General features: G+C 66.6%; 12 protein-coding genes and 1 tRNA gene. 7 read left to right on the top strand and 6 right to left on the bottom strand.

Annotated features, from left to right (window positions below; genetic code table 11):
* Nucleotides 1–212 precede the first annotated feature (212 nt).
* From M0R89_RS04570 to nirK, 4 genes are all read left to right on the top strand, one after another.
* Nucleotides 213–440 carry a DUF2249 domain-containing protein gene (locus M0R89_RS04570; protein WP_248651384.1) on the top strand — a complete coding sequence of 76 codons (228 nt, stop codon included), beginning with the start codon at nucleotides 213–215 and terminating at the stop codon, nucleotides 438–440.
* Nucleotides 441–456: 16 nt separating this feature from the next.
* A complete protein-coding gene (locus M0R89_RS04565; RefSeq protein ID WP_248651383.1) occupies nucleotides 457–765 on the top strand; it encodes a cupin domain-containing protein in 309 nt (102 codons plus the stop codon).
* A 334-nt stretch (nucleotides 766–1,099) separates the two neighbouring features.
* Complete coding sequence (locus M0R89_RS04560; RefSeq protein ID WP_248651382.1) at nucleotides 1,100–3,400, top strand: nitric-oxide reductase large subunit; 2,301 nt, start codon at nucleotides 1,100–1,102, stop codon at nucleotides 3,398–3,400.
* A gap of 174 nt (nucleotides 3,401–3,574) precedes the next feature.
* Nucleotides 3,575–4,639, top strand: coding sequence for a copper-containing nitrite reductase (nirK, locus tag M0R89_RS04555; RefSeq protein WP_248651381.1), 1,065 nt, complete (start codon nucleotides 3,575–3,577; stop codon nucleotides 4,637–4,639).
* Between the two features lie 40 nt (nucleotides 4,640–4,679).
* Here nirK and M0R89_RS04550 read toward each other — a convergent pair whose 3' ends face one another.
* The 3 genes from M0R89_RS04550 to M0R89_RS04540 all read right to left on the bottom strand — a co-directional run bounded on the left by M0R89_RS04550 (nucleotide 4,680) and on the right by M0R89_RS04540 (nucleotide 7,081).
* Entirely contained in the window at nucleotides 4,680–5,912 is a 1,233-nt protein-coding gene (locus tag M0R89_RS04550) for an SMP-30/gluconolactonase/LRE family protein (RefSeq protein ID WP_248651380.1), read from the bottom strand.
* Nucleotides 5,913–6,135: 223 nt separating this feature from the next.
* A tRNA-Thr gene (locus tag M0R89_RS04545) sits at nucleotides 6,136–6,207 on the bottom strand.
* An 85-nt stretch (nucleotides 6,208–6,292) separates the two neighbouring features.
* Entirely contained in the window at nucleotides 6,293–7,081 is a 789-nt protein-coding gene (locus M0R89_RS04540) for a DUF7114 family protein (RefSeq protein ID WP_368408852.1), read from the bottom strand.
* A gap of 70 nt (nucleotides 7,082–7,151) precedes the next feature.
* Here M0R89_RS04540 and M0R89_RS04535 point away from each other — a divergent pair, with 70 nt between their 5' ends.
* Together M0R89_RS04535 and M0R89_RS04530 are read left to right on the top strand one after the other, a co-directional pair.
* On the top strand, nucleotides 7,152–7,871 hold the full coding sequence (locus M0R89_RS04535; RefSeq protein ID WP_248651378.1) for an enoyl-CoA hydratase/isomerase family protein: 720 nt from the start codon (nucleotides 7,152–7,154) through the stop codon (nucleotides 7,869–7,871).
* Nucleotides 7,872–8,060: 189 nt separating this feature from the next.
* The gene (locus M0R89_RS04530) at nucleotides 8,061–8,336 is read left to right on the top strand and encodes a DUF5808 domain-containing protein (protein ID WP_248651377.1); all 276 of its coding nucleotides are present in this window, start codon (nucleotides 8,061–8,063) and stop codon (nucleotides 8,334–8,336) included.
* A gap of 222 nt (nucleotides 8,337–8,558) precedes the next feature.
* Here the strand turns inward: M0R89_RS04530 and pan2 are convergent, their stop codons facing one another.
* Both pan2 and pepF read right to left on the bottom strand, forming a co-directional pair.
* Nucleotides 8,559–9,794, bottom strand: a complete 1,236-nt coding sequence (pan2, locus tag M0R89_RS04525) for a proteasome-activating nucleotidase Pan2 (protein WP_248651376.1) — start codon at nucleotides 9,792–9,794, stop codon at nucleotides 8,559–8,561.
* 210 nt (nucleotides 9,795–10,004) lie between these two features.
* A complete protein-coding gene (gene pepF / locus M0R89_RS04520; RefSeq protein WP_248651375.1) occupies nucleotides 10,005–11,795 on the bottom strand; it encodes an oligoendopeptidase F in 1,791 nt (596 codons plus the stop codon).
* A 113-nt stretch (nucleotides 11,796–11,908) separates the two neighbouring features.
* On the opposite strand from pepF, the gene M0R89_RS04515 reads away from it, so the two are divergent.
* Nucleotides 11,909–13,264 (top strand): M28 family peptidase, encoded by a 1,356-nt coding sequence (locus tag M0R89_RS04515; protein WP_248651374.1) that lies wholly within the window; start codon nucleotides 11,909–11,911, stop codon nucleotides 13,262–13,264.
* Between the two features lie 12 nt (nucleotides 13,265–13,276).
* Here the strand turns inward: M0R89_RS04515 and M0R89_RS04510 are convergent, their stop codons facing one another.
* Nucleotides 13,277–13,453, bottom strand: coding sequence for a hypothetical protein (locus M0R89_RS04510; RefSeq protein ID WP_248651373.1), 177 nt, complete (start codon nucleotides 13,451–13,453; stop codon nucleotides 13,277–13,279).
* Between the last annotated feature and the right edge of the window lie 62 nt (nucleotides 13,454–13,515).

Genomic DNA, 13,515 nt, shown 5'->3' with positions numbered 1-13,515 from the left:
CCGCTGAAAGCGGTGTGGACGGTGTTACAGCGCGGAAACGCCCCGCGAACCGACTGAACCCCGCCTTTCTGTATCGTGCCAACGGCGAACAGTCGTCCGGTCGGGCAGTCGTCACCGTTGCGCCGGTTTCCGCAGTTGTACCTCTCCGTGCTACTGGAAGCGAACACGTTCGGGACAACCGCGAAGGCTGACGTCCGCCTCGTTCTACGTGTATGCCGAGATTAGACGTCCGTGAGATACCGCCGCCGGAACGCCACCCGAAGATACACGAGGAGTTCGAGGCGCTGGACAGCGGCGAGGTCCTCGAAATCGTCAACGACCACGAACCCAAGCCGCTGTTCTACGAGATGCAGGCCGAGGTGGAGTCGTTCGACGCCGACAGTTACGAAGTCGAACGCGAGGACCCACAGAAGTTCGTCGCCAAGTTCCCCAAGCAGTAGGAGCGTAGATACCGCCATGACCGAGACAGTCGCACTCGACGACCTGACCGAGCGCCCCCGCGAAGTGGCGTTTCCGGGGGCCGAACCCAAGACCGTTCGCCTCTCGCTCGATGCCGGCGAGGATGTTCCGGCCCACCGCCACCCGGAGCGCGAAATCGTGGTCTACCTCGTCGCGGGCCGCCTCGACGTACGTATCGACGGCGAATCGAACGTCCTCGAACCGGGCGACCTGCTGCGATTCGACGGCAAACGGGAGGTGTCGCCGACGGCCGAGGAGGACAGCACCGCGCTGCTGGTGCTGGCCCCGCGGTCCGACGAGGAGTAACGGGCCGAACGCCGGTGTGACTCTCGACTCGCGCAAACGCGCGACCCGACGTTGGATCGCTCGTCTTCCCCATTTTTTCGCTCGACGTTCAGTTTCGTAGCCGAGGGCGACTCCGTGCGACCTGCGCTCTCGCCGTGTCTCTTAAAACCGACCGCACACGACCGTCTCTCCGGCGAATCGTTCCCGGAGCGAACCTGTCTCCGCGCGGTTATTTCCGACTCTCCGACGGGCGAGATATGGGTGTCCCCGTCCGTCCGAACACGTTCGCGTGAGTTCCCAGTGTTCAGGAACCGCGTCCCGGTTAAAAGCCCCACGAGGGACAACCTCGACGTGTATGAGAGTCAAACGCAGCACGCTCGGCAAGATACTCGCGGTCGTCTTCGTCCTGAATCTGGCCGTGATGGGCGTCGGCGCGTGGTACTCCTATCAGGAGGCCCCGCCCATCCCGAAGGAGGTCGAAGGACCCGACGGCCAGACCATCGTGACCGCGGAGCAAGTACGGGAAGGAAAGACGATTTTCCAGTCGAACGGCCTGATGAACCACGGGTCGATACTGGGCAACGGCGCGTACTACGGCGAGGACTTCACCGCCGACGCGCTCGACCTGAAGGTGAAGTTCATGCGCCAGTACTACGCCCGCGAACAGTACGGCACCTCCGACTACGGGAGCCTCTCAGAGAGCGAGCGGGCCACCGTGGACGTGGCGGTGAAGTCGGACTTGACCGACGGCAACCCCGGCAAGAACGTCGAATACTCCGCCGCGGAGGCGTACGCCCACGAGCAGGTCACGCAGGTGTACGTCGAGCGCTACCACGAGGGGAGCCACGAGCGGGGCGTCCCCGAAGGGATGATAGAGTCCGAGGAGGACGCGAGGCGCTTCGCCGACTTCGCGCTCTGGACCGCGTGGATTTCCCACACCGACCGCCCCGGCTCGGACCACAGTTACACCAACGAGTGGCCCTACCAGCCGGCGGCCGGTAACGACGCCACGGGCGCGGCGATGACGTGGAGCGTCGTCGCCATGATACTGCTCGTCGCGGGGGCCGGATTTGGCGTCTGGCTCTACAAGTCCATCGAGTTGCCCGAACCCGAAACCGAGGGCGTCACGGTGCCTCGGCCCGACGAGGTGAACCTGTTCCCCGGGCAGGCCGCGGCGCTCCGGTTCGCCGTCGTCGGCGCGGGCCTGTTCCTCGGGCAGGTGTTGCTCGGCGGGCTACTCGCCCACTACTACATCGAGCGGGCGGACTTCTTCGGCCTCGGCGAACTGCTCGGGGTCAACTTCCTCCAGCTCATCCCGTTCTCCATCGCCAAGACGTGGCACCTCGACCTCGGCATCCTCTGGATAGCGACGCTGTGGCTCGGTGCGGGTCTGTTCCTGCCACCGCTGCTGACCGGCCGCGAACCCCGCAAGCAGGGCACGTGGATTAATCGCTTACTCGGCGTCCTCGTCGTGGTCGTGGTCGGTGCCCTCGCGGGCATCTGGCTCGGCGCGAAGGGGTACATCGACGGCGCGCTCTGGTGGATTCTCGGCAACGAGGGGCTGGAGTACCTCGAAATCGGTCGGCTCTGGCAGATCGGTATCCTCGTCGGCTTCCTCGCGTGGGCCGCGCTCGTGGCTCGCGGACTCAAGCCCCTGCTCGACCGCGAACCCAAGTGGGGCCTCGCCCACATGATTCTGTACGCGGGCGGTTCCATCGCCCTGCTGTTCACCGCGGGCTTCCTCTACACGCCCCAGACCAACATCGTCGTCACGGAGTTCTGGCGCTGGTGGGTCGTCCACATGTGGGTCGAGGGAGCCTTCGAGTTCTTCATCGTCTCGCTGGTCGGCGTCACGCTGGTCAGCATGAATCTGCTGAAGAAGCGCTCGGCCGAGAAGGCGGTGATGGTCCAAGCCCTGCTCGTGATGGGGACGGGCGTCATCGGCGTCTCGCACCACTACTGGTGGGTCGGCCAACCCGACTTCTGGGTGCCCATCGGGAGCGCGTTCTCGACGCTCGAACTCATCCCGCTGGTCTTCATCCTCTACGAGGCCATCGGCCAGTACCGCGCGATGTCGGGCAGCGGCGAGTCGTTCCCCTACACGCTGCCGTTCATGTTCATCGTCGCCAGCGGCGTCTGGAACTTCGTCGGGGCGGGCGTCCTCGGGTTCTTCATCAACCTGCCGTTCATCAACTACTTCGAACACGGCACCTACCTCACGGTGGCCCACGCCCACGCCGCGATGTTCGGCGCGTTCGGTTTCCTCGCGCTCGGCATGGTGACGTACATGCTCCGCGTCGCGGTGCCCGAGGCCGAGTGGTCGGGAACGAACCTCCGGCGCGCGTTCTGGGCGTGGAACGTCGGCCTCGCGGTGATGTGTCTCATCAGTCTGCTCCCGGTCGGCTTCCTCCAACTGGAGGTGGCGTTCACCCAGAGCTACGACGCCGCCCGGAGCCTCTCGTTCTACGAGGGCGACCTCGTCCAACTGCTGTTCTGGCTCCGGATGCCGGGCGACGCGCTCGTCATCCTCGGGACCGCCATCTTCGGCTACGACGTGGTGAAGAAGGTGCTGGCCCGCGGCGAGACGACTCCGACCGACGCTCCCGGCGACGCGCCGGTCTCGGCCGCCGGGTCGGTGGCCGAGAGCGACGACTGACCGCGGCTCCCCTACTCTTTTCGAATTTTTCGAGTAGCTCCCGTGGAATCGACAGTTCGATTCCCAGAACCTGAGAACGCCGCGAACACGTTCGATAGCTTTCCTACGCCCCGAGAATTGGGTTTCCGATTGAAGGTGTGTTGGCTACTATCTGTAACTGTAAGGTGACTCCCAATGCTCGCAACCAATCGTCGCACGGTCCTGCAAGGTATCGGCCTCGGCGGCGCGGCCACCCTCGCCGGGTGTTCGACCCGCTCTGCCCCCAAAACGACCCAGACCCAGAAGGCCATGAACAAACAGAAACAGAAGACCGTCCAGCGCGTCGCCGCGGACCCGACAGACGTCCCAGACCCGATTAGCCGAAGCGAACCGAAGACGGTGGACGTGACCCTCCGGCCCGAGGAGGTCACGGCCGAAATCGAGGACGGGGTCACGTTCAACTACATGACCTACAACGGGCAGGTTCCCGGCCCGATGATTCGGGTCCGGAAGGGCGACACCGTGGACCTCACCTTCGAGAACCCGTCCGAGAACGACATGCCCCACAACGTGGACTTCCACGCGGCCGCGGGGCCGGGCGGCGGCGCCGAGGCCACGATGACCGCGCCCGGAGAGACCGCCAATCTCCGGTTCAAGGCGACCTACCCCGGCGCGTACATCTACCACTGCGCGGTTCCGAACATGGACATGCACATCTCGGCGGGCATGTTCGGCATCATCCTCGTCGAACCCGAGGAGGGCCTACCCGAGGTGGACCACGAGTTCTACTTCGGCCAGCACGAGATATACACCGACAAGCGGCCGGGAGAGCAGGGCCAGCACAACTTCGACGTGGAGGCGATGAAGCGCGAGGAACCGAGCTACGTCGTGATGAACGGCGAGAAGTACGCCTGCACGCCGAACAAGTACGGGCCTGGAAAGGTGAAGACCGGAGACACCGCGCGGGTGTTCTTCGTCACCGGCGGCCCGAACCTCACCAGTAGCTTCCACCCCATCGGCAACGTCTGGGAGAAGCTCTGGCCCGAGGGGTCGCTGACCACCCGGCCGCAGACCCACATCCAGACCAAGCAGGTCGCGCCGGGCAGCACTACCGTCGCCACGATGGGCTTCCCGGTTCCGGGCAACTTCAAACTCGTGGACCACTCGCTAAGTCGGGTCACTCGAAAGGGCTGCATGGCCATCGTGCAGGCCGACGGGAAGGAGCGACCGGACATCTTCGACCCCGAACCGAAGAAGTGAGACGCCGCGCCGGTCGGCGACCGGCCTGAACGGTCGTCGTTTACTCGACCGTGGTCGTTTCACCCTCGGTCGTCGTGGTCGTTTCCTCTGCTGTCGTAGTCGTCGTGGTCGTTCCACTCTCGGTCGTCGTGGTCGGCGTTTCCTCCGCTGTCGTCGTCTCCTCAGTCGTAGTCGTCTCTCCTTCGGTCGCCGTCGTAGTCGTCTCCTCTTCTGTCGTGGTGGTTCCCTCACCCTCCGTCGTCGCGACCTGCCCGAGGTCGAGTCGCATCAGGCTCGGGTTCGCCTCCTGGTCCTCGGCCTGAAACGCCGGGAGCGCGAAGTTACAGACGTACAGCGTCGATTGGTCGTCGCCGGGACCGAAGTGGACGTCCGACGGGAACGAGAGTTCGCCGCCCGAGACCACCGTCGAGACGTCGCCGCCCGACGTGACCCGAGAGACCTTGTCCTGGGCGTTCACCGCGACGTAGACGGTTCCGTCGTCGGCGACGGTGAGGCCGTCCGCGCCGACGAGTCGGTCGCTCTGGACGACGACCTCCGGACTTCCGGGACTCCCGTCCTCGTTTATCGGAATCCGGACGATGGCACCGAAACTGAGGTTCGCCACGTAGAGGTTCCCCTCGGGACCCACGGCGATGCCGTTCGCACCGAGCGAGTTGCTCGCGTACGGATTCGGGTCGAGTAGCGGGTCGTCGAACCAGACCGAGGCACCGTCGTCGGTCGCCCGCCAGACGACGCCTCGCGTGGAGTCGGTGACGAGGACGCCGTCGTCCACCGCGTCGTGGGTGACGCCGTTCGGGAAGGTCCCCTCCGTCGGAATCGACGCCATCAGTTCGGGCGACCCGTCGGACGGAATCCGCCAGACGCCGTTGGTCTCGGCGACCCCCGAGTTCAGCACGGCGTACGTGGTCCCGTCGTCGGTCCGCGAGATGCCGAGAAGCGACCCCTCTCCGTCCTCGGGACCGACCTGTGCGACCGACGAGGGGTCGCCCTCGTGGGGCACCCGCCACAGTTCGCGGGGCGGTACCATGCTCACGTAGACGTCTCCCTGTCGGTCGGTCGCGATGTTCTCCGGCAGGTTCGGCGGGTCGAACGCGGCCACGGTTTCGAGGCTGACCTCCTGTGCCTCCGTGACGGTCGGCGCGAGCGCGACCCCCGTCGCGGCCGCCACGCCCGTCAGAAACCGCCGCCGGGAGGCTGTCGGTCGAGTGTCGCTCGGGTCCGCGTTCGACTCCGCGTCCGGATTCGCGTCGGCGTTCGTGGTGTCACGAGTCATTTCGAACCCCTCGGTCGCGCGTATTCCGGGCAGGCAGTAAACTGCAGGCTACCGTTCTAGTTGCTCATCTGTCGTAAGTCGCGTTACGTCCATAGAAAGTCAGCGTAACCCGACCACGTGTCCGAAATAGAGAACGGCGAATCGCTCGTTCGCCTCGTCGGACAACTCCCAGCGACACGAGGAAACGGGACGTTGGCGAACAGTAACGACGCGGGAAAATACAAGCCTAGGCCGGGATTTGAACCCGGGCTCTCGTCCTTACCAAGGACGCGCTTTACCTCTAAGCTACCCAGGCGCACTCCGCTACTTCGGCGCATTTCATGATATGCCCGGAAACCTCTTTAGGCGTTTCGATTCACGATAGGGCACGGGAATACGAGTCACGGGTCGGTCGCCGACGGCCGGGGGTCCTCCGCCGGGCCGAACCGCCGGGGATTCGGCGCGTCGGCGACCGCCTGCTCGACCGCTTCCGCGATGGACTCGGGCGGTTCCGGCCGGTCGCCGTCGAGCGATTCGGCGAGTTCCCCGGCGTACGCGACCAGCGCGTCGGAGGGGTCCGAACCGAACGCGGTGGTGCCCGCGACGACCGCGAGTTCGAAGACGTCGGTCTCCAGCGCGTGGGCCGAAACCGCCCGACCCTGCTGGTCGTCGGTCTCGTCGCGGCCGAACGACTGGACGGTCTCGACCGCCTTGTCGGCGGCCTCGGTCCGGGCCAGCAGCGAGAATCCGCGGGCGACCATCACGTCGGCCGCGAGGATGTCGATGTTGCTGTCGGTGTGTGCCGAGTCGCGCTCCCACGGCGGGTCGTCGGCGAGAGCGCGGGTGAGTCGCAGTCCCTCGTAGATGAGTTGAACGCCGGCGGCGCGCTCCTCGACCCCGACCGCTCCGGCGGCGCTTCCCGCACGCCCGGCCTCGCTCCCGGTTCGACCGACGGTCGCTCCCGTCGGGCCGGTTCCGTTCGCTCGACTCTCCCCGTCGCTGTCGGACGTCTCCGGGGCGACGCTCGCTCGGCCCGCGCCCTCGACTGCGCGTGCGGACGCGAGCGCCAGCACCCCCGGCACCATCGCCGACTCGTCGAGAAGGGTGCGGATGCGTTCGCGAAGGGGGTCGGGCGAGACGTCTCGCACCGCCTGTCGTCCTGCTTTTCGTGCCCGGACGGCCGCTTCCATTAGCCGGGTCTTATGACGGAATCGCCAAAGACCTTTGGAAAGCGACTCCGAGATGCGAACGTGACCAGCCGTGGCATCTGATACGTCAGCGATTCGAATTTTGGACCGCGACCGGGTCCGCGTCGTGACGCTCGACCGACCCGACCGACGCAACGCGCTCACTCCCGACGCCCTCGATGCGCTCGAAGCCGCCGTCAGCGGGGCCGACCAACCGGTCGTCTACCTCCGGGGCGCGGGTCCGGCGTTCTGCGCGGGTGCGGACCTCGACGTGGTCGCCGACCTCGACCGGGCGTCCGCGGAGGCGTTCGCCGAGCACGGCCAGCGGGTCGCCGACGCCGTCGAGGAGGCCGAGAGCGCGGTCGTCGCGGGCATCGACGGCGCGGCCCGCGGCGGCGGCGTCGAGTTGGCGCTCGCCGCCGACCTCCGGGTCGCCACGCCCGAGGCGACCTTCGCGGAACCCGGCGTGAAACTCGGCCTGTTCGGGGCGTGGGGCGGGACCGTCCGCCTACCCCGAGTCGTCGGCGAGGGAGCGGCGCTCGACCTCGCGCTCTCGGGCCGGACCGTGGACGCCGAGACCGCGCTCCGGATGGGTCTGGTCTCGCGCGTGACCGACGACCCGCGAGCGGTCGCCGACGAACTCGCGGCCAACGACCCCGAGACGCTCCGGGCGGTCAAAGCGCGGATGCGCGACGACGCCCCGGCGAACCGCCGCGAGCGCCGGGAGGCCGAGGTCTTCGGCCGCCTCGTCGAACGCCACGCGGACGCCATCGCCGACCGGCGGGAGTCGTGAACCCCGTGAACCTCGGAGTCGGGTCCTCGCCCACCCCGTCTCGAAACTTCTCGCGTTCGGCTTCACGGCCGACTCACCGCGGCGTCGGCAATCGCTCACTGTTCTCGACCCGCTAGGGAATCGTCCGCGGCGCGAGCGTCCGAGGCCGTAGCCAAAGCACTTTATTCCTTTCCGACGTACGCTTCTCGCATGGCAGACAAGCCCAGCACCGGCGAGCTATTCGGCGTGCCGTACAACTTCGAGCGACCGAGCATCGGACGCATGCTCTCGTCGTACTGGAAACCCGACGAGGGCATGCTGGTCGAGAAGCCCTTCGGCATCGGCTACACGCTCAACCTCGCCAACTGGCGCTCGTGGATCGTACTGGCGGTCGCGGGCGCGCTCCTCTGGCACGAGCGCAAGGGCGAGCAGGGCCAGATGACCGCCGAGGAGGCCCCGGTCGAAGTGGTCGTGGACGACGACTGAGACCTCGCCGAAACCTCGTTCTCGCCGCTTTATCGTTTCCGCATCGCCGAGTGTAGCCCTTCTCGCGAGACGCGTCGCTGAGGGTCTTCGAAAAGCGTACCGCAGACAGAGAGCGTCCCGTCGAGCGAACGGTGGCGCGGGCCACCGAGCGCCGCGTAGCCAGAACACAGCGAAGCGACTCGACGGAACCGGAGAAGCGTCGAAGTCCCCGAAACCCGACGCTCAGTAGGCGTAGCTCGGAAGCGACCCGTCGGTGACGATGCCGGTCTCGTCGCTCTCGTCCATCTTCTCGAGCGCGTCCTCGAAGTCAGACTGACGGACCTCGGTGCGCTCGTCGCGGATGGCGAACATGCCCGCCTCGGTCGCCAGACTCTCGATGTCCGCGCCGCTCTTGCCCTCGGTCGCCTTGGCGAGTTCGTCGAACTCCACGTCGTCGGCGATGGTCATGTCGCGGGTGTGGATGTCGAGGATTCTGCGCCGGGCCTCCTCGTCGGGTTCGGGCACTTCGATGAGGCGGTCGAAGCGGCCGGGCCGGAGGATGGCGCGGTCGAGCATGTCGAAGCGGTTGGTCGCGGCGATGATGCGAATCTCACCGCGGTCCTCGAAGCCGTCCATCTCGCTGAGCAGTTGCATCATCGTCCGCTGGACCTCGGCGTCGCCCGAGGTCTTCGAGTCGGTGCGCTTCGAGCCGACCGCGTCGATTTCGTCGATGAAGACGATGGCGGGTTCGCGCTGGCTCGCCAACTCGAAGAGGTCCCGGACTAACTTCGCGCCCTCGCCGATGAACTTCTGGACGAGTTCGGACCCGGCCATCTTGATGAAGGTGGCGTCGGTCTGGTTGGCGACGGCCTTCGCCAGCATCGTCTTGCCGGTGCCCGGCGGGCCGTGGAGCAGGACGCCGCTCGGCGGTTCGATACCGACCGTCTCGAACTGCTCGGGGTTCTCGAGCGGTTGCTCGACCGCCTCGCGGACCTCGCGGGTCTGCTCTTCGAGACCGCCGATTTCGTCGTAGGTCACGTCGGGCGACTCGTCGATTTCCATCGCTTGGGCCCGAGCGTCCTTCTCGGCCTCCAGCACGGTCTGGACCGTGAAGGAGTCGTTGACCGCCACGCGGTCGCCCGACTCTATCTGTTCGCGGAGTTTGGGCGAGACCTCGGTCAGCACCTCCTGATTGTTGCCGTGCTGTTTGATGACGATGCCCTCGTCGGTGAGTTCCTCGGCGGTGGCGACGTACAGCGAGGTGGTCTTCAGCGTCTCGTTCTCGCGTTCGAGTTTGTCGACCTCCTCGCGGAGGTTCTCGCGTCGCTCGCGGGCGTCGTCGAGTCGCTCTTCGAGCGTGGCGTTGACTTCCACGATATCGGCGAAGTGTTCCCGGAGCGCCGCCAGTCGCTCCCGGTCTGTCATGTCGGGGTCGATTTCGAGTGTCGGTTGGTCGGGGAGAGGTGGGCTACGCGACATCTTGGTACCTGTTCTTAGGCTACCAGCTTAAAAGTGCCTTTGGGTCGCGGACGTTTCACCGCAAAAAAGCCTTTCGTCGCTGTCACTCTGCCCGCGTCGGTCGCCGTTCTCCCCCGCTCCGGCCAGCGGTATCGAGAGGTCGGAATTCGTCCGGAAGAGCGTCGAGGCGAACGGTGTACCGCCGGGAGCTATCGACTCCGCGCGACCGCCTCAGATGAGCGATTCCATCTCGTCGAGGTGGTCGTCGTACACGTCGAGCGCGCGCTGGATGGGTTCGGGCGAGGACATGTCGACGCCCGCGGTCCGGAGCAGTTCGAGGGGGTAGTCTCGGGACCCGCTCTGGAGGAACTCGAGGTAGCGGTCCGCCGCGTCGTCGCCCTCGTTCAGAATCCCGTCGGCGAGCGCGACGGCCGCGCTGATGCCGGTGCTGTACTGGTAGACGTAGTAGGGTCGGTAGAAGTGGGGAATCCGCGCCCACTCGCGGGCGATGCGGTCGTCCACGACCGCGGGTTCGTAGAACTCCTCTTTGAGTTCGCCGTAGATTTCGTCGGCCTTGCCGGCCGTGAGCGCCTCGCCGTCCTCGACCAGCTGGTGGGCGCGATGCTCGAAGTCCGCGAACATGGTCTGGCGGTAGAGCGTCGAGCGGAACCGCTCCAGATACTCGTTGAGGACGTGGCGCCGGAAGGTGGGGTCCTCGACGGTGTCGAGCAGGTGGCGGGTCAACAGCGCCTCGTTGACGGTGCTGGCGACCTCCGCGACGAAGATTTCGTAGTCGCCGTAGACGTACGGCTGATTCTCGCTCGTGAGTTGGCTGTGGAGCGAGTGGCCGAGTTCGTGGGCCAGCGTGAACATCGAGGAGATGTCGTCCTGATAGTTCATCAGGATGAACGGCTGGGTGTCGTAGGTGCCGCTGCTGTACGCGCCCGAGCGCTTGTTCTCGGTCTCGTACACGTCCACCCACCGGGACTCGAATCCTTCCTCGACCCGGTTCTGGTAGTCGTCGCCGAGCGCTCCCAGCGCCTCCACGACGTACTGGCGGGCCTGCTCGTACTCCACGTCGGGGGTCTCGGTCTCGGTCATGGGCATGTAGAGGTCCCACATCCGGAGTTCGTCCACGCCCAGACTCTCGCGCTTGAGTTCGGCGTGGCGGTGGAGTTTGTCGAGGTTGTCCCGGACCGTGTCCACGAGGTTGTCGTACACCTCGGCCGGGACGTTCGGACCGTCCATCGCGGCCTCGCGGGCGGTCTCGTAGTCCCGAATCTGCGCGAGGCGCACGTCGGCCTTCACGCTGTTCTTGTAGGAGGTGCCGATGGTGTTGTGGAACTCGCCGAGTCTGTCGAAGAACGACTCGTAGACGGTCCGGCGGAACTCGCGGTCGGGGTTCTTCAGGAGTTTCGTGAGGTTGCTCTGGGTGATTTCGACCGCGTCGCCGTCGGGTTTCTCGACGGTCGGGAACTCCAAGTCGGAGTTCATCAGCATGCTGTAGATGTCGCCCGACGCGCCGGTGACTTCGCCGAGTTCGGCCAGCACGTTCTCGACTTCGGCCGACCGGGTGTGTTCGGCGGTCCGAAGCACGTCGTGGAGGTAGTGGTCGTAGGTCTCGAGTCCGGCGGTCTCCTCTATCATCCGGTCGAGTTCGTCGCCGTCGAGGCTCTGAATCTCGGGTTCGACGAAACTGCTCGCGCTGTTGGCCTCCGAGGCCAGCGACATCCCGCGCGAGGCCAGCGCCTGATAGTGCTGGTCGGCGGTGTTCTCGTCCTTCCGCATGCGGGCGTAGTTGGCGATTTTCTCGACGCGTCGGGAGACGTCCTCCCGGAGTTCGAGGACCGACAGCAGGGTCTCGCCGTCCTCGGTGACTCGACCCTCGTAGTCGGCCAGTTCGTCGAGGCGCTCCTCCACCTCCTCGTAGGCCGCCTCCCACTCGTCGTCGGTCGCGTAGATGCTCTCCAGATCCCACTTGTACTCGGTGTCTATCTCCGACCGTTCGGGAACCGAACTCATACCGTCTGATTAGGAAACCCCGGATGTAAGCCTTTGTCATTCGGAATGCGTGTTCCGACAGTCGCCGTAGCGCGGCCCGGGACTTTTCACCGTCCGGACCGCACTCCCCGTCCATGGACCCGGACACTGCCGCCGCGCTGGGCGAGGCGTGGTGCGACGACTACCCGTGGGCGTTCCTGACGCGGCTAACCGAAATCGGCGACCGCATGGGCGGCTCGCCCGGCGAGCGCCGGGCCGCCGACCTCGTTGCCGAGGGGTTCGAGCGCGCCGGCGCGCGGGCGGTCGAAGTCGAGTCGTTCGAGATGAACCGCTGGTCGCGCGGCGACGCCGAACTCGCCGTCACCGACCCGGTCGAGCGGTCGTTCGAGACCATCGCGCTCCCCTACTCGCCGGCGGGCGAAGTCCGCGGCGAACTCGTCGACGCCGGCTACGGCACGCCCGACGAACTCGACGCGGTGGACGTGGAGGGGAAAATCGTGGTCGCGTCCACGACGACGCCCGAGGGGTCGCGGTTCATCCACCGCATGGAGAAGTTCGGCCACGCCGCCGCGGCGGGCGCGGAGGCGTTCGTCTTCCGGAACCACACGCCCGGCCAGTTACCGCCGACGGGGTCGCTCCGGTTCGACCGCGAGGCCGCGATTCCGGCGGTCGGCGTCAGCCTCGAAACCGGCGAGTGGCTGACCGACTACGCCGAGCGCGGTGCGCGGGCCGCGCTCCGGGTGGACGCCGAGACGACGCCCGGCACGAGTCACAACGCCCACGGGACGCTCGGTCCCGACACCGACGAGGAGATTCTCGTCGTCGGCCACCACGACGCTCACGACATCGCGGAGGGTGCACTCGACAACGGTTGCGGCATCACCGTGGTCGTGGCGGCGGCCCACCTCCTCGCCGAGATGGACCTCGACGTGAAAGTCCGGGTCGCGGGGGTCGGCTGTGAGGAGACCGGCCTGCTCGGGGCGGACGCGCTCGCCGAGAGAATGGCCCTCGACGACGTGCGCGCGGTCGTGAACGTGGACGGTGCGGGCCGGTTCCGCGACCTGCGCGCCCACACCCACGGCTCGGAGACGATGGAGGAACTCGTCGCGTCGGTCGCCGACGAGGCGAACCAGCCGATTTCGGTCCGCGAGCAGGTCCACCCGTTCAGCGACCACTGGCCGTTCCTGAAGCGCGGCGTGCCCGCGCTCCAACTCCACAGCGAGCGCGCGTCCCAACCCGCCGCGGCGGGTGCGGGCGGGAACGGCGCGCGCGGCCGCGGGTGGGGTCACACCCACGCCGACACGCGCGACAAGGTCGACGACCGAAACCTCCGGGAACACGCGATGCTGACCGCGCTGTTGGTCAGGGAGTTGGCCCGGACCGACGAGATTCCCCGGCCGAGTCCGTCGGCGGTCGCAGGGAACCTGCGCTCGGGGGACTACGAGGAGGGGATGAAGGCGGCGGGTATCTGGCCCGAGGGGTGGGAGTAGCGAGCGCGGGCGTCACAGCAGCGACTCGGTCTCGACGATTTCGACCTCGTTCAGGTCGAACTCCTCGGTGACCGTCCGCGCGTGGCCGTCGCAGTAGTACTCGTCGCAGGTCTCCCCGCGGGGGTACTCGATGCGGAGTCGGCGGGTCGCCAGTCGGTCGCACTCCCGGTCCATCTCGCAGTCGACCATCGTCGCCGGTTCGGCGCGAGCGTCAATAGTTTCACTGCCCAACCAGTTCGGGACCGGCCGTC

Source organism: Halorussus limi (assembly GCF_023238205.1).
In the GTDB taxonomy this organism is placed as follows: Archaea; Halobacteriota; Halobacteria; order Halobacteriales; family Haladaptataceae; genus Halorussus; species Halorussus limi.
Note: the sequence above shows the minus strand (reverse complement) of the source record. Positions and strands in the feature narration are given on the sequence as shown.